Source organism: Microbacterium deminutum (assembly GCF_039530205.1).
Taxonomy (GTDB): domain Bacteria; phylum Actinomycetota; class Actinomycetes; order Actinomycetales; family Microbacteriaceae; genus Microbacterium; species Microbacterium deminutum.
The window spans coordinates 441,240-455,799 of the sequence record NZ_BAAAOG010000002.1 but is presented as its reverse complement, the minus strand read 5'-3'; the positions used below and the strand labels follow the sequence as shown (position 1 = coordinate 455,799).

At 69.0% G+C, this 14,560-nt stretch carries 13 protein-coding genes and 1 tRNA gene; 3 read left to right on the top strand and 11 right to left on the bottom strand.

Going from position 1 to position 14,560, the window contains the following annotated elements:
• Window positions 1–50: 50 nt before the first annotated feature.
• Genes ABD212_RS08285 through ABD212_RS08260 form a run of 6 tightly spaced genes read right to left on the bottom strand, consistent with a single transcriptional unit; the run spans window position 51 to window position 7,174 of the window.
• Window positions 51–1,778, bottom strand: a complete 1,728-nt coding sequence (locus tag ABD212_RS08285) for a serine/threonine-protein kinase (protein WP_344093281.1) — start codon at window positions 1,776–1,778, stop codon at window positions 51–53.
• On the bottom strand, window positions 1,775–3,232 hold the full coding sequence (locus ABD212_RS08280) for a peptidoglycan D,D-transpeptidase FtsI family protein (protein ID WP_344093279.1): 1,458 nt from the start codon (window positions 3,230–3,232) through the stop codon (window positions 1,775–1,777). Before ABD212_RS08280 ends, ABD212_RS08285 begins: the two co-directional genes overlap by 4 nt.
• Window positions 3,232–4,632 carry an FtsW/RodA/SpoVE family cell cycle protein gene (locus ABD212_RS08275; RefSeq protein WP_344093277.1) on the bottom strand — a complete coding sequence of 467 codons (1,401 nt, stop codon included), beginning with the start codon at window positions 4,630–4,632 and terminating at the stop codon, window positions 3,232–3,234. The genes ABD212_RS08280 and ABD212_RS08275 overlap by 1 nt, the downstream gene beginning before the upstream one ends.
• On the bottom strand, window positions 4,632–5,867 hold the full coding sequence (locus ABD212_RS08270) for a PP2C family protein-serine/threonine phosphatase (protein ID WP_344093274.1): 1,236 nt from the start codon (window positions 5,865–5,867) through the stop codon (window positions 4,632–4,634). Before ABD212_RS08270 ends, ABD212_RS08275 begins: the two co-directional genes overlap by 1 nt.
• Window positions 5,868–5,885: 18 nt before the next feature.
• Window positions 5,886–6,437, bottom strand: coding sequence for an FHA domain-containing protein FhaB/FipA (locus tag ABD212_RS08265; protein ID WP_344093272.1), 552 nt, complete (start codon window positions 6,435–6,437; stop codon window positions 5,886–5,888).
• On the bottom strand, window positions 6,434–7,174 hold the full coding sequence (locus ABD212_RS08260; RefSeq protein ID WP_344093270.1) for an FHA domain-containing protein: 741 nt from the start codon (window positions 7,172–7,174) through the stop codon (window positions 6,434–6,436). Before ABD212_RS08260 ends, ABD212_RS08265 begins: the two co-directional genes overlap by 4 nt.
• A 171-nt stretch (window positions 7,175–7,345) precedes the next feature.
• On the opposite strand from ABD212_RS08260, the gene ABD212_RS08255 reads away from it, so the two are divergent.
• Both ABD212_RS08255 and ABD212_RS08250 read left to right on the top strand, forming a co-directional pair.
• Window positions 7,346–7,429: transfer RNA gene (locus tag ABD212_RS08255), tRNA-Leu, on the top strand.
• Between the two features lie 400 nt (window positions 7,430–7,829).
• Window positions 7,830–9,689 (top strand): hypothetical protein, encoded by a 1,860-nt coding sequence (locus tag ABD212_RS08250; protein ID WP_344093268.1) that lies wholly within the window; start codon window positions 7,830–7,832, stop codon window positions 9,687–9,689.
• A 66-nt stretch (window positions 9,690–9,755) separates the two neighbouring features.
• Here the strand turns inward: ABD212_RS08250 and ABD212_RS08245 are convergent, their stop codons facing one another.
• Together ABD212_RS08245 and ABD212_RS08240 are read right to left on the bottom strand one after the other, a co-directional pair.
• Entirely contained in the window at window positions 9,756–10,247 is a 492-nt protein-coding gene (locus tag ABD212_RS08245; protein WP_344093266.1) for a GNAT family N-acetyltransferase, read from the bottom strand.
• Between the two features lie 26 nt (window positions 10,248–10,273).
• Window positions 10,274–10,912: a GntR family transcriptional regulator gene (locus ABD212_RS08240; RefSeq protein WP_344093264.1), complete on the bottom strand. Its 639-nt coding sequence runs from the start codon at window positions 10,910–10,912 to the stop codon at window positions 10,274–10,276.
• A gap of 295 nt (window positions 10,913–11,207) precedes the next feature.
• Here ABD212_RS08240 and ABD212_RS08235 point away from each other — a divergent pair, with 295 nt between their 5' ends.
• Window positions 11,208–11,414 carry a cold-shock protein gene (locus tag ABD212_RS08235; RefSeq protein WP_344093262.1) on the top strand — a complete coding sequence of 69 codons (207 nt, stop codon included), beginning with the start codon at window positions 11,208–11,210 and terminating at the stop codon, window positions 11,412–11,414.
• A 146-nt stretch (window positions 11,415–11,560) separates the two neighbouring features.
• Here ABD212_RS08235 and ABD212_RS08230 read toward each other — a convergent pair whose 3' ends face one another.
• From ABD212_RS08230 to nucS, 3 genes are all read right to left on the bottom strand, one after another.
• A complete protein-coding gene (locus ABD212_RS08230; RefSeq protein ID WP_344093260.1) occupies window positions 11,561–12,826 on the bottom strand; it encodes a coiled-coil domain-containing protein in 1,266 nt (421 codons plus the stop codon).
• On the bottom strand, window positions 12,819–13,502 hold the full coding sequence (locus ABD212_RS08225) for an HAD hydrolase-like protein (protein WP_344093258.1): 684 nt from the start codon (window positions 13,500–13,502) through the stop codon (window positions 12,819–12,821). The genes ABD212_RS08230 and ABD212_RS08225 overlap by 8 nt, the downstream gene beginning before the upstream one ends.
• Before the next feature lie 333 nt (window positions 13,503–13,835).
• Window positions 13,836–14,531, bottom strand: a complete 696-nt coding sequence (gene nucS / locus ABD212_RS08220) for an endonuclease NucS (RefSeq protein ID WP_344093256.1) — start codon at window positions 14,529–14,531, stop codon at window positions 13,836–13,838.
• Window positions 14,532–14,560 lie beyond the last annotated feature (29 nt).

Sequence of the window (14,560 nt, the reverse complement as noted above, 5' to 3'; positions counted from 1 at the left end):
TAGTCGAGCCCGCGAGAGCCCCCGGACGGGCTCGCTCGCTCATCGCGGCGTCAGGGCGTCGCCGCTGGAGTGATCGTCGCCTGACCCTGGGGCGACGGATCCGAGTCGCGACTGGCGTTGTTGCCCGTGCACGTCACGACGTACGTCGCGATGAGCGACCCGGTCGTGCCGCCCACGACGACGTCGGCGGGGCGCTGCGTCGGGTCGAACGATCGCTCCGTGCTGCCGTCTGCGGCGAAGGTCCCGTTGGTGAGCGAGACCTTGTAAGCGCTGACCGACCCGGTGCCCGAGGGGCAGGTGAAGCCGGTCCAGTTGACCTGGACGGTGCTGCCGGCCACCACGGTGGGCACGGGCGTGCCGCCCATCTCGATGGTCGGAGCGGTCGGCGTCCCGATCGGGGTGAGGTCGCCGTAGTAGGTCAGCACGAGCTCACGGTCCTTCGGCACGTTGCCCTGAGGTTCGACGGAGTACACCAGGCCCACCTGATCCTGGCTGTTCGCAGCGTTGCCGGCCGTGCACGTCACCGTCTCGATGCCGGCGTCGAGCGCCTTGGCGCGAGCGTCGTTGCAGGGCATGTCGACGAGGCCGAGCGCGTTCACGTCGACGGTCGTCGGTGTCGGCGTGACTATCGGCGTCGGTGTGGGGGTCGGTGTGGGCGAGGGGGACGCCGAGGAGGTCGAGGGCGCCGGTGCGGGGGTGTCCTGGTTCGCGATGAGCGCCCAGATCGTCCCGCCGAGGACGAGCAGCAGCAGCACGATGAGCGCGATCAGCGGCCACGTCCACGGGCTGCGCTTGCGCTTCTCGCCCTCGCCTTCACCCGCGCCATCGGGCGCGGGCATGAGGGTGGTGGCCGTGGCGGTGGCGCCACCGGCGGTCAGCAGCATGGTCGCATCGTCACCCGCGGTGATGCCCGCCACGCCGGCTGCGACCGCTGGGACAGCGGCGGCGGCCGCCGCGACATCCCCTCGGCGCAGCGCCGTGGCGGCTCGCGCGACGGCGGCGGTCGAAGCGGGGCGCTCTTCGGGCTTCTTGGCGATCATCGCCAGGACGAGATTCTGCACCGGGGCGGCGACCGTCGCGGGCAGCGGCGGGGGCTGCTCGTTGATCTGCGCCATGGCGATCGCGACCTGCGACTCGCCGGTGAAGGGGCGCTTGCCGGCGAGGCATTCGTACGCGACGATGCCGAGCGAATACGTGTCGGTGGCAGGGGATGCCGGGTGCCCCGACGCCTGCTCGGGTGAGAGGTACTGCACCGTGCCCATGACCTGGCCGGTTGCCGTCAGCGGCACCTGGTCGGCGATGCGGGCGATGCCGAAATCGGTGATCTTCACACGGCCGTCGGGAGTGATGAGCAGGTTGCCCGGCTTGATGTCGCGGTGCACGAGCCCCGCGGCATGGGCAGCCTGCAGCGCCAGGGAGGTCTGGGCGACGATGTCGAGCGTCTTGTCCGTCGAGAGCGCGCCGTCGCGTTCGAGGATCGTGGAGAGAGCTTCGCCGGGCACCAGCTCCATGACGAGGAAGGCGCTGCCTGCTTCCTCGCCGTAGTCGAAGACGCTCGCGATGCCCTCGTGGTTGACGAGGGCGGCGTGGCGGGCCTCGGCGCGGAAGCGCTCGAGGAACCCGGGGTCGCCCATGTACTCGTCTTTGAGGATCTTGATGGCGACGGTCCGGCCGATGACGTGGTCGGTCGCCTCCCACACCTCGCCCATGCCGCCGATCGCGATCCGCGACTCGAGTTCGTAGCGGCCGCCGAAGGTCACACCCTGCGTCGGTCTCATCTCCCCAGCACCGCCTCCATGACCTTCTTCGCGATGGGCGCCGCGATCGTGTTGCCGCTGCCCGATTGGCCCTGCCCGCCGCCGTCTTCGACGACCACCGCGACAGCAACCTGCGGATCCTCAGCGGGAGCGAACCCGGTGAACCACAGCGTGTACGGCTGTCCTGGCCCGTTCTCCGCGGTCCCGGTCTTACCGGCCACGTCGACCCCGTCTATTCTTGCACCCGACGCCGCGCCGTCACGGACATTCGCCACCATCATCGCCACCATCTCGGCCGCCAGGTTCTGCTCGAGCGCGCGCCCGAACTCCTTGTCGTCGAACGTCTGCTGCACCGAGAGATCCGGGCCGATGACCCGATCCACCATCCGTGGATACATCACCATTCCTCCGTTCGCGATGCCTGCCGAGACCATCGCCATCTGCAGCGGGGTGGCTGTCACCTGACCCTGGCCGAAGCCGGTGAGCGCCGTCTGCGGATCGTCGAGTGCGCGTGGGTAGCTCGACGCGGTCGAGGTCAGCGGCAGGTCGAGCGACGTGTTGAAGCCGTACTTCTGCGCCTCTTCGCGGATCGCGGTGTCACCGAGCTTCACGGCGAGCTCGGCGAACGGGATGTTGCAGCTGATCCGCAGCGCATCCGCGATCGTGACCTCCGCGCCCGGTCCGCAGGTGCCGCCGCTCGCGTTGTGCACCACGCTGCTCGATTGCGGCAGCCGGTAGGACGCCGGGTTCGGGAGCGTCGACTCGGGCGTGTAATCGCCCGAAGCGAGTGCGGTCGAGGCGACCACGAGCTTGAACGTCGATCCGGGTGGGTTCAGATCGCCGCCGATCGAGCGATCGAACAGCGGATTGGTCGGATCCGCGACGAGCTTGTCGTAGTAGGCGTTGACCGCGGTGGCGTCGTGGGCGGCCAGCAGATTCGTGTCGAAGTCGGGGCTCGACACCATCGCGAGCACCTTTCCGCTGGACGGCTCGATCGCGATGACCGCCCCCTGCAGATCGCCCAGCGCATCGAAGGCGGCCTTCTGCACCGCGGCATCCAGCGTCAGGACGACGTTGGATCCCCGCGGCGGCTCGCCCGTGAATATGCGCTCGATGCGAGAGAGGAACTGGGATCCGGCTGTCCCGCTCAGCGCCTGGTTCATCGCCTGCTCGATCCCCGTGGCCGAGCCGAGCGCCGGGTTGATCCAGCCCGTGACGTGCCCCCACATCTGCGCGTCGGTGTAGACGCGCTGCCAGCTGTAGACGTCCTTGACGGCGACGGATGACGCGATCGCCGAGCCGCTCACGATGATGGAGCCGCGCTGCACCTGATACGAGTCGTAGAGCGCGCGCGTGTTGTGGGAGTCCTGCGCGAGCGCATCCGCGTGCACCACCTGGATCCAGCTGGTGGCGCCGAACAGGGCGAGGAACATGGCGAGCATGAGGATGCTGAGCCGACGCAATTCTTTCGTCATCAGCCGATCACCACCCGGGGCCGGCTGCGGACGGCATCCGAGATGCGCAGCAGCAGCGCGACGATCAGCCAGTTCGCGACGAGGGACGAGCCGCCCGCCGCGAGGAACGGGGTGGTCAGTCCGGTCAGCGGGATGACGCGCGTGACGCCGCCGACCATGATGAACACCTGCAGCGCGATCGTGAACGACAGGCCGGTCGCGAGGAGCTTGCCGAAGTCGTCCTGGCCGGCGAGGCCGATCCGGATGCCGCGGCTCGCGAACACCATGTACAGGCACAGGATGGCGAACACCCCGATCAGGCCGAGCTCCTCACCGAGGCTCGGCAGGATGTAGTCGCTCTGCGACAGCGGCGTGATGTAGGGGCGGCCCTGGCCGAGTCCGGTGCCGGCCAGTCCGCCCTGGGCGAGTCCGAAGATCCCCTGCACAAGCTGGTAGCTGCCGCCCGGGCGTTCGATGATCGCGGGGTTGAAGGCATCCAGCCAGTTGGCGAACCTGCCGCCCACGTACGGAAGCACGCGCGACGCGAGGAAGGCGCCGAGGGCGGCGAGCACGACACCGATCAGCACCCAGCTGGTCTTGCCGGTCGCGACGTACAGCATCGCGACGAACATGCCGAAGATGAGCAGACCCGTGCCGAGGTCGCGCTGCAGCACGATGATGCCGAGCGAGATCAGCCAGATCACCACGAGCGGCCCGAGCTCTCGTGCCCGCGGCCACGTGACGCCGAGGAAGCGGGTGCCGACCGAGGTCAGGCTCTCGCGGGTGCGAACGAGATACCCCGCGAAGAAGATGGCGAGCAGGATCTTGGCGATCTCACCGGGCTGGAACGAGACGAAACCGAGCGAGACCCATACGTCGGCGTTGGCCTCGGTGCCGAGGCCCGGGATGATCGGCAGCAGCAGCAGGAGGATGCCGGCGAGCCCCGAGACGTAGGTGTACCGGAAGAGCACGCGGTAGTTGCGCAGCAGCACGACGATCGCGACGGCCCCGGCGAGGGCGATGCCCGCCCAGGCGAGCTGACGGGTGGAGGCGGCCTCCCAGCCGTGTCCCTTCAGGGCGATGTCGATGCGGTAGATCATCGCGAGGCCGAGGCCGGTGAGCAGCGTGGCGATCGGCACCACGAAGGGGTCGGCATCCCGAGCGCGCAGACGCAGGACGATGTGCAGCGCCAGCACCAGCGCCGTGAGACCGCCGCAGTAGACGAGGAACGTCCAGTCGATCGCGCCGGTGGCGCCGAGCTGGACGAGCGCCACCGCCGAGCCGTTGATCGCGAACGCGAAGATCAGCAGGAACAGCTCGCGGTTGCGCTGGGTCTGAGGCACGCGGATGCGCTTGAGCGCGCGAACCACCGCGGTGTCGGTCGAGACGGCATCCGTCTCGGGCGGACGTGTGGTGCTCATCAGCCACCCCCTGCCGTGTCGCTGATGGTGGTCACGATACGGCGCGCATCATCGAGCGACGTGGCCGAGATCGTCCCTTCGACGGTCGCCCTGGCGAAGTCGGACAGCGAGGAGAGCGGAATCCCGGTGTCCTCGTACGGAGTCGAGAGCGCGATGGGACCGATGTCCTGCTGGACGCCGCGGAAGATCACGACCGTGTCGTCGTCGGCGCCGACGAAGTACCGGGTCTGCGTCCACTGGTATCCCCCGTACAGGGCGGCCGCGATGATCACCAGCACGAGGATGAGCCCGACGATCCACCCGATGCGCCGGCGGCGGACGCGGCGCCGGTCCTCCTCGATCAGCTCCTCGAGGAACTCGGGGGCGGGTTCGAAGTGCGTCGGCTCGTTCGCTGCCTGCCGGTTCGGGTGGAGCCAGCCGCTGCGTCCGGTCCGGGCCGCGGGAACCTCGATCCCGACCGGGTTCGACGCCGACCCGACGATCGTCGGTGTGCCGGAGAAGACCGGATGCTGCCCGCCGACGTCGACGAGGACGATCGTGACGTTGTCGGGGGCGCCGCCGTCGAGTGCCTGCTTGAGCAGATTGTCGGCGGTGCGGCCGGGCGCGAGCCCCAGCCCGAGCGCCTTCGCGGTGTGCGCGTCATCGACGACACCCGAGAGCCCGTCCGAGCAGAGCAGCCAGCGGTCGCCGGGCTGGGTCGGCATGATGAAGGTGTCGAGCTCGGGGTCCGGATCCATGTCGCCGAGCACGCGCATCAGCACCGACCGGCGGGGGTGGTAACGCGCCTCCTCGGGCGTGATCCGCCCGGAGTCGACGAGCCGCTGCACGAACGTGTGGTCGGTCGTGATCTGCGTGAGCGCCTCGTCGCGATACAGATAGATGCGCGAGTCGCCGATGTGCGCGATGACCGCGTAGTCGTCCACCATGACCAGCGCGCTGACGGTCGTGCCCATCCCCGCGAGCTCCGGTCGCGCGCGCACCGTGTCGATCAGCTCGGTCGCGGCGTCGGCGATGGCACCCCGCAGGGCGCGCTCGGCGGCCGCGGTGGACTCGAAGGGCCGGTCGATGCGCTCCAGCCGTCCGACGGCAAGGCTCGAGGCGACGTCGCCGCCGGCGTGACCGCCCATGCCGTCCGCGACGACGAAGAGGTTCGACCCGGAATATCCGGAGTCCTGGTTGTTGGAGCGCACCTTGCCGGTGTGCGAAATGGCGGCGCTCGAGCCCTGGAAGACCATCGGTGGCGGTTCCGCCCGCTACTTCCGCAGCTCGAAGGTCGTCGCGCCGACCTTGATCGGCGCGCCGACGGTCACCGGAGCGGGCGCCGCCACCCGGGTGCCGTCGTGCCAGGTGCCGTTGGTCGAGTCGAGGTCCTGGATCATCCACTGCTCGCCCCACAGCACGAGTCGCGCGTGGTGGCTGGAGGTGTAGTCGTCGCGGATCACGAGTCCCGACTCGCTGGAGCGCCCGATCGTGAGCGGCTCGTTGCCCAGCGGCAGTTCGAGGCCGGCCTTGGGCCCGCTCGTGATGACGATCCGCGACACGGTCGAGGTCGTGGCCGGGCCGCCCTTGGGTCCGGATGCCGCGGCAGGGGCCGCGGTGACGGGGGCGGTCGCTGCGGCCGGGGAGCGGGATGCCGCGGCCCCTGCGGGCGGGGCGGCGGGAGCGGCCGCGGCCTGAGCGTCCGGCATCCGGCGCACCTTCACGCCGAAGAGATCGGCCCGCAGCGAATAGACGACCGCGAACACGAAGAACCAGAGCAGGACCAGGAATCCGATGCGCAGCAGCAGGAGGGTCAGTTCGCTCATGCCAGCGGACCGCCGTCGCGGACGTCGAAGACGCGGGTGGCATCGTCGGCAGGCATCGCGGGCTTGGGCGGTGCGGCCTGGGCCACGACCCGGAAGACGATGTCGGTGCGCCCGATCGTCACCGTCGAGTCCGGAGGCAGTGCGGCCTCGACGACCTTGCGGCCATCGAGCATCGTTCCATTCGTCGAGTTCATGTCGCGCACCATGGCGCGCTCGCCGTCCCAGAGGATCTCGACATGCTTACGGCTCGTGCCGGCGTCCGAGATCGTGATGTCGGCATCGCTGCCCCGCCCGATGACAGTGCGCGACTTCACAAGCGGATGGCGCTTGCCTTCGACATCGATGATGCCGCGCCACGCGACGCGGCCCTGCGCCGTCGACGACTCGACACGGAGTGTGCCGGTGGAGAGCTGGTCGTCACTGCGGATCGTGATCGAGACGGGTCCCGCGAACGAGTACCCCTGCGCCTTCGCGTGCTTGTGCACGAGCGTGTCGAGTTCGTCGCCCAATGCCTCGCCGAGGGCCGCCATCTTCTCGTTGTCGGCCGGCGAGAGCCGAACCGTGAACGTGTTGGGCGCGAGGATGCGATCGCGGCTGACGACGGCCGCCTTCTTGTCGAGTTCGCTGCGCAGCGCGGATGCGATCTCGACGGGCTGGATACCGCTGCGGAAGGTCTTGGCGAACGCGCTGTTCACTGCGCGCTCGAGACCTTTCTCGAAGCTGTCAAGTAGTCCCACGGGGCTCCTCGGACGGGGGGTGCCGGTTGGTACATGCTAGTTGCACAGTCTGGATTGGCGATGGACCGACCCTGTGACGCGTTCCTCGCCCATCGCCCGGATTCGGGAGGGTCCCGTCTGCGTGATATCCTCGGGAAGTTGAGTTCGCGGTGTCTTCGGATCCTGCGACTCGCGCGAGTGGCGGAATAGGCAGACGCGCTGGCTTCAGGTGCCAGTGCCCGAAAGGGCGTGGGGGTTCAACTCCCCCCTCGCGCACGAAACGAAGATGGGCTCCCGAATGGGGGCCCATCTTCGTCTGCTGTGCGAGATGCTGCTGCGAACCTGAACGGGGCGGCGGGCAGGGGGGTCGACGGACTCTTCGAGGGCGGGTCCCTGGCGGCATCGGCGACACGCTGAACCGGAGCAGCGATTCCTATGTACCGGACGAACTCGTCCACTGCTACTGTGACGCCAAAGCGCGCATCCGGCGACTCCTGGGGAATCGTCGGTCGTCGGACACCGGGCAGCCGGTTGTTCCGGCGCGGGCCGGAAACGCGCCGGAGGGCCTTGAGCCGTTGCGACGGCCGTGGCTCCGTTGTCCTCAATGTTGAGGGCGCTGGGGAAACGACGACGCAGTCCTCTCAGAAGGTCATCCGGCCTCGTCTGAGAGGGAGAAATGTACAAGACATGGAAGGCGCTGGCGAGCGTCACGGTGGCCGCGGCCCTCGTGATCGCCCCGCTGGTGACCGCTGGGGCTGCCGCCGATGAGCCGCCTCCCGATGAGCCCACCACGGTGGCCGAAGAGACTGTGGCACCCAGCGAAGGGGCTGTCGCCACTGATCCTCCGCCCACGCCGGTCGAGGCCGTAGCGGACGCGGTCGACACAGTGGTCGCAGCAGTGGCAGATCTGGTCTCGCCGGAGACAGCAACGCCGCAGACATACGGCTACCACCCGTCGCCGACTCCGACATACACACCGACGCCCACACCCTCGTGTCCGCCGATGCCCGAGACGGGCGGCTACTACCCGCCTGAATGCGAGGTCGAGGTCACGCCCATGCTGAGCGTCATCCCGCCGACGTGTGAGCACGCGGGCACGTTCACATACAGCCCGACCGACACGGTGACGTGGACGTTCGAGGATCAGCCGGACGGTTCCACCATCTGGACGGCCACGCCGAAGGACGGCTACGTATTCCCGGAGGGCGCGCAGACCGAGTGGACCGTGCCGAACCTGGACAAGCTGCCCGCTGACTCGAACGAGTGCACCGAATACACGGTGATCACGCCGACGCTGGAGTGGACGCCACCGACCTGCGACGCAGGCGGCACCATCACGTTCGGCCCGGACCGGGGCGTGAGCTGGCTGGAGTCGCCCAACGAGGACGGCTCTTCCACGTGGACGGCCAGCCCGCAGGACGGCTACGTATTCGCGGAGGGCGCACAGACCGAGTGGGTCGTGCCGCTGCTCGCGCAGCTGCCGGAGGACTCCGATGCGTGCAACATGGACGTGCCGACGATCGTCACGTTCGACTTCGCGCCGAAGCCGCCCACCTGCGAGGCGGCGGGGTCGTTCGACACCGCGCCGTTCCCGATCGACCGTGAGGGCTACACCCTGAAGGTGGATCGGTCCTTCGATGGACCAGGAACGTACACCATCACCGCGACGGCGAAGCCGGGCTTCACGATCGAGGGACCGACCACGGCGACCATCACGGTGCTCGGCGCGATCGGCTTCCAGTCGGATGACAACGAGGCGCCGTGCTTCCGGGCTCCTTCCGTGACGCTCGGTCAGCCGGCCGTCGAGGATCCGTGCGGGACCGAGAATGACTTCGCATTCCTGCCCGATGACACGAATACGGTCACCTATGAGTGGGTGGATGTCGAGAACCCCGACAACTTCGACTTCATCGCCACGGTGGCCGATGGCTTCACGGTCGACCCGGTTCCGACCGGCTATTCCGTGAACGGGGATGGCACGTACACCTACACCTGGGTTCCGCTGCCGACCTTCACCGATGTGCCATGCAACGAGGACTTGATCCCCGGTGACATCAACTCGGAGTGCGTCGGATCGGTGCCGTACCTCAGCTACGCGGTGAACCTGCCGGAGGGCTTCGTGGCTGACAGCGACACTCCGCTGACGATCACCTTCGTCCACCCGACCGACCCGTCGCAGGACTACGTCGTGACCAACCTGCCGCTCAGCGGGAAACTGCTCTGGCCCGGTGCCAGTGTGACACCGCCGGGGTGGCCGGGCTGGGAGCTGCTCCCCGACGGCAAGTACGTCAAGACCGACGGCAACTACGCGTGGACCCGGGATGGGGTCACGGTGCTCTTCGAGGTGAACCCCTCGTACCAGACCACGGTGAACTACCCGCCCGAGTCCGCGCTCTGCGCGAACCCTGCGTCGGTTGACCCGCCGCCGCTCGCGGCGACCGGTGGTGCGGACATGGGTCCGTGGGGGATCGGTGGGCTGGCCATTGCGATGACCGGTCTGGCGCTCATCCTCACCCGGCGCTTGGCGCGGCGCTAGCGCGAACGATCAGCCCCGCCTCGACCCGTCGGTCCGAGGCGGGGCTGATCACATCCGGGTCGTGCGTCAGATGCCGTCGAGCGCCGGTACCAGCGTGAAGACGATCTCCTCCGCTTCCAGGCCGAGCCCGGGCGCGAAGGCGACATTGCGAGACACTTCGGTGAATCCCGACTTCGTCAGAACCGCGATCGACCGGGAGTTGTGCGCCGCCGACCGCGCGAACAACGGGCGCTCGGGTTCGCGGGCGACGAGCAGGCGCAGCGCCTCGGTCGCGATTCCGCGTCCCCACGCGTGGCGGGCGAGCCAGTAGCTGACCTCGCGGTCGCCGTCGATGGTGAACATCGCCGCCGAGCCGGCGAACCCGCCGTTCTCGGTGACGACGAAATACGAGACGTCGGGGGCAACCCGCTGCCGCGCGATCCATGCGTCGAACTTGTCGCGGTCAGCGGGATCGTCGGAGGTGAAGGCAGCCATCGAGACCGACTCCGGATCGCGCATCATCTCGAAGATCGCGTCCAGGTCGTCGTCGTCGAGTTCTCGCAGCTCGATGTGGCCCACCCGTTCACCGTATCGAGCGCCAGGGATCAGGAGAAGCCGTGGATGTCGCGCAGCAGCGACTCGGCGCGCTCCGCATCGCGCTCGGCGACAGCATCCCGGAACGCCTCATACGCCGCAGTACGCCCGATCGGGCACTCGATGAACGGCTGCCACCCCGGCAGCGACCGCCGGATGGCGATCTCGCCCTCTCGCATGACGCGGAGCATGGCGAGATTCTCGGTGGCGAGGGTGAGTCTGGCGAAGAAGGCGTGGCTCGATCGCGCGAGCGACTCGTGATCGTCGGCCCGGGATGCCTCGATCATGGCGTCCGCATCGTGGAGCGTGTCGGCGAGCGCATCGTCGGAGCATCGTGCCACCGCCATCCGGACGGCCACGCCCATCAGATAGCCGACGAACTCGAAGACGTCGGCCTGCGCCTTCGGGTTCGGCGTGGTGACGCGCGTGTAGCGGTTGGGCGCCACCTCGACGAGACCGGTGCGCTCCAGCCGCTGCAGCGCCTCGCGCACGGGGGTTCGCGAGACCCCGAGACGTTCCGCGAGCTCGTGATCACGAAGGCGCTCACCCGGCGCGAGGTGCCCCTCGAGGATCGCCTCACCGAGGCGGGCATAGACCTCATCGCCGAGGACGGTCCCGCGCGGGTCGAGGGGGATGAAAGGCGCAGTCATGGGTGGATCCAGTGTATGGCGAGGATCTCGGGTCGCGTCGCGTCGCGACATCCCGATATATCGGTACAATGTGCGAGTCACGCCTGGCGTGACCTATCCGGGGGGATCCGTCGACGCCCGGGCTTAGAGCTTCGCTCGGCCCGGGCGTCCGATGGGGCTGCACGGCCTTGACGCCGCTTCTCTGCAACATTTGTGTCACCATCTGTCGCCCCACTGTCAGCGTGTCCCTGCGCTTCGTTAGCGTGGAGGCAATGTCGGTGCACACGGCACCGGCACCTCTGAGGAACGGCATTTCATGAGCACGCAGGGCACGGTCAAGTGGTTCAACTCCGAGAAGGGATTCGGTTTCATCGCTCCCGATGAGGGCGGCGCAGACGTGTTCGCGCACTACACCGCCATTCAGGCGGGCGGGTACCGCTCGCTCGAAGAGAACCAGCGCGTCGAGTTCGAGATCGCGCAGGGCCCGAAGGGCCTTCAGGCCGAGAACATCCGGCCGCTCTGAGCCGCCGCGGCTGACGGCCGCACTCGACCACGCGGTGTGGTGCGTGCCTGCGCGCCACACCGAGATCGCCTCGCCCTGCTGAAGGTGGCGGGCCACCGGCGCTCGAGCACGTCGCTCATGCGCCCACGACAGCGAGGCGGTCCGGATCAATGTCCGGTGAGCCGGGAGAATTCCGCGAGCGACTTCGCATCTTCGGCGTCGCGCATCGCGCGGCGGGCGGCATCCAATGCCGATACCGGATCCTGCGCCTGCCTCGCAGCGGCGAGCTCGCGCTGTGCCGAGATGAGCCGCGACCGGGCGTCCGCGCCTGCGCGGGAGTGGGCGACGGATGCCTCGGCCGAGGCGATCGCGTTCCGGGCTGCCGCCAGGGTTCCGGGCAGCGCCGTCCGGGCGCCGCGGAGGCGCTGCTGCGACGTGCGGGCATCGCCTACGGCGAGGTCGAGGCGGTCTCGCAGGCGCGCGATGCGATCGATGGTGCGTGTCGGGCGGCGCGCGGCATCCGTCTCGAGCGCTGTCAGTTCGGCGTCGATCTTGCGCAGCTCCTCCCCGAGACGGTCGGATTCGGCCGCCGGCAGCGTGTCGCGAATCAGGATCGCCTGCCGGAATGCGGTGCGCGCCGACTCGAACTCGCCGGGCACAGCCAAAGCCGCCTGCGTCACAAGCCGGTGGCTCTCTTCGAGGATGCGGGCATCGTCCTCGGCCTTGCGGAGCGCCCGCTCTGCAGCGGCGAGGTCATCGAGGGCGCTGCGGGTCGGGTCCATCGCCAGCGAGGCCGCCGCCGCGAGGTGGTTCTGTGCCTCATCTGTCTCGCTGATCGCCGCCGATGCGGCCCGGGACGCCTCACGCCATTCGTCCTCGGAGAAGCGCGCTGAGAGCTCGGTGACGAGTGCCGCCGGGTCGCCCATCGACGCCTTCAGCGCGTCGAGCCGGACGTATGCCGACGCGACCTGATCGGCCGACGAGACGTTGGCGCGCATCCATTGGGCGTGCTCGGCGCGAGCGCTCGTGATCGTCGCAAGCGCCTCGCCGGCCCTGCGGGTGATCCGTGCCGACGCCTTGCGGATCTCGTCGGGTGATGCCGTGCCGGTGGACACGGCCCGGTACTCCTCGAACGAGGAGTCACGCACGTGCTGGGCGGTCATTCGCGCGCGGCGGAGCGAGGCCGGGGCACTGCCGCCGTAGAGGGCGCCCGAGAGTCCTACCTCGAGGTCGAGCTCGTCGACGGCGTCATCGAGCTCGACCAGTGTCGCCCCGGCCCGGGCACGGATCGCCTCGGCCGCGGCACGGGCACGAGGGGAGCGCCGCGCCCGCCGAACCCCCCACACGAGCGCTGCGATCGCGATCGCCGTCGCGCCGAACACGACGGCGGCGGGGATCGCCCACCCCAGAATCGCGGTGCCGGTGTCAGTCATCTGCGGTCTTCAGGAGGAGGAGGCGGCGAAGCTCCCCGACGGTGTCGACCGCGGCTTGGGCGCCTGCGGACTCGTGAGGCCAGCTGAAGCCCCATCGCACGAAGATCACGGGGACCTCGTTCGCGGCACCGCCCTCGACGTCGTGGTGGCGGTCGCCGATGAGCACCGGGCGGCTCGTGTCGGCGCCTGCGGCCCGGAGGCGGCGGAGGGACTCGGCGACGACATCGGCCTTCGCGCTGAGCGTCCGCTCGTCGAGCGTCGCGCCGACGATCGCGGCCAGGAACGGCGAGAGGTCGAAGTGGTCCATGAGCGCGTCGACCTGCACTTCGGGCTTCGAACTCGCCGTCGCCTGTGCGATGCCGGCGGCTGCGACATCCCGGATCAGGTCGGCGACGCCGTCGAAGAGCTCGGCGCCGGTGGTGTAGCCGTCGGCCTTTCCGAGCGTGCGATAGAACGACACGGCATCGGATGCCTCGGCCGGCGTCATGCCGACGTTCACCTGGAAGGAGTCGTACATCGGCGGGCCGATCCAGTGCACCAGCTCGGCTCGCGTCGGGGGCCGCTTGCCGAAGTGGTCGAGGGTGATGGCCAGTCGCCGGAGGATGCCGTCCGAGGCATCCACGATCGTGCCGTCGACATCCCACAGGATGCAGGTCCACGGCGAGCGCATCGGCATGAGTTCAGCCTATGGTCAGTCGCCGCGGACGTCGTGGGCGGTCGCCCAGGCGCCGCGGTCCGTCCTTCGACATTCGCCGTCAACGCTGATGAACTTCCGGCTCACACAGGTCGGCGACGAGCGGCCGAGGGGGGCACCGGGCGAGTGGCGGGCGCCGAACCGTCGTGACGTGCCGTCAACGCTGATGAACAACCGGGCCGTGTGAGCGCGAAGTCATTCGGCCGTGTGAGCCCGAAGTTCATTCGGGCCGTGTGAGCGTGAAGTTCATTGGGCCGTACGGCGAACGTCGGCGGGCGCCCCGCCGCCTCGGCTCCGCCTTTCACCCGGAAAGCGTCAGAACAGGCGCGGCGCGCCAGAGTCGACACCCTTCATGCCCTCGTAGTCGAGGGTGACGCAGCGGATGCCGCGGTCCGCAGCCAGAACACGTGCCTGCGGCTTGATCTCCTGGGCGGCGAACACGCCGGTCACCGGAGCGAGGTGCGGGTCGCGGCTCAGCAGCTCGAGATAGCGCGTGAGCTGCTCGACTCCGTCGATGTCGCCGCGCCGCTTCACCTCGACCGCGATCGTTCCGCCGGCGGGATCGCGCAGCAGCAGGTCGACCGGACCGATCGCGGTCGGGAACTCCCGCCGCACGAGGCTCAGTCCTGCGCCGATCACGTCGACCTGCTCGGCGAGCAGGCGCTGCAAGTCCGACTCGACGCCGTCCTTCACGAGACCCGGGTCGACTCCCAGCTCGTGTGCGGAGTCGTGCAGGATCTCATGGATCCGCACCAGCAGAGCGTCGCCCGTCTTGGCGTGCGTGACGCGCCACCACTCGATGACGCCGTCCTCGGCATCCGACTCATCGGGCATCTCGACCTCGAGACGGCAAGGCGGGCTCATCCAGTTGAGCGGCTTGTACGAGCCGCCATCCGAATGCACGAGCAGGCTCCCGTCGCCCTTGTGGACCAGAAGCCGGGTGGCCAGCGGCAGGTGCGCGTTGAGCCGACCGGTGTAGTCCACCAAGCAGCGGGCGATCACGAGGCGCACCCGAAGAGCCTACGACGAACGCGGATGCC

Excerpts from the sequence above, each read along its gene's own strand:
- ABD212_RS08275 (WP_344093277.1), bottom strand. The coding sequence starts at position 4,632 with ATGAGCACCACACGTCCGCCCGAGACGGATGCCGTCTCGACCGACACC.
- ABD212_RS08265 (WP_344093272.1), bottom strand. The coding sequence starts at position 6,437 with ATGAGCGAACTGACCCTCCTGCTGCTGCGCATCGGATTCCTGGTCCTG.
- ABD212_RS08235 (WP_344093262.1), top strand. The coding sequence starts at position 11,208 with ATGAGCACGCAGGGCACGGTCAAGTGGTTCAACTCCGAGAAGGGATTC.
- ABD212_RS08270 (WP_344093274.1), bottom strand. The coding sequence starts at position 5,867 with ATGGTCTTCCAGGGCTCGAGCGCCGCCATTTCGCACACCGGCAAGGTG.
- ABD212_RS08285 (WP_344093281.1), bottom strand. The coding sequence starts at position 1,778 with ATGAGACCGACGCAGGGTGTGACCTTCGGCGGCCGCTACGAACTCGAG.
- ABD212_RS08240 (WP_344093264.1), bottom strand. The coding sequence starts at position 10,912 with ATGACTGCGCCTTTCATCCCCCTCGACCCGCGCGGGACCGTCCTCGGC.
- ABD212_RS08230 (WP_344093260.1), bottom strand. The coding sequence starts at position 12,826 with ATGACTGACACCGGCACCGCGATTCTGGGGTGGGCGATCCCCGCCGCC.
- ABD212_RS08280 (WP_344093279.1), bottom strand. The coding sequence starts at position 3,232 with ATGACGAAAGAATTGCGTCGGCTCAGCATCCTCATGCTCGCCATGTTC.
- ABD212_RS08250 (WP_344093268.1), top strand. The coding sequence starts at position 7,830 with ATGTACAAGACATGGAAGGCGCTGGCGAGCGTCACGGTGGCCGCGGCC.
- ABD212_RS08225 (WP_344093258.1), bottom strand. The coding sequence starts at position 13,502 with ATGCCGATGCGCTCGCCGTGGACCTGCATCCTGTGGGATGTCGACGGC.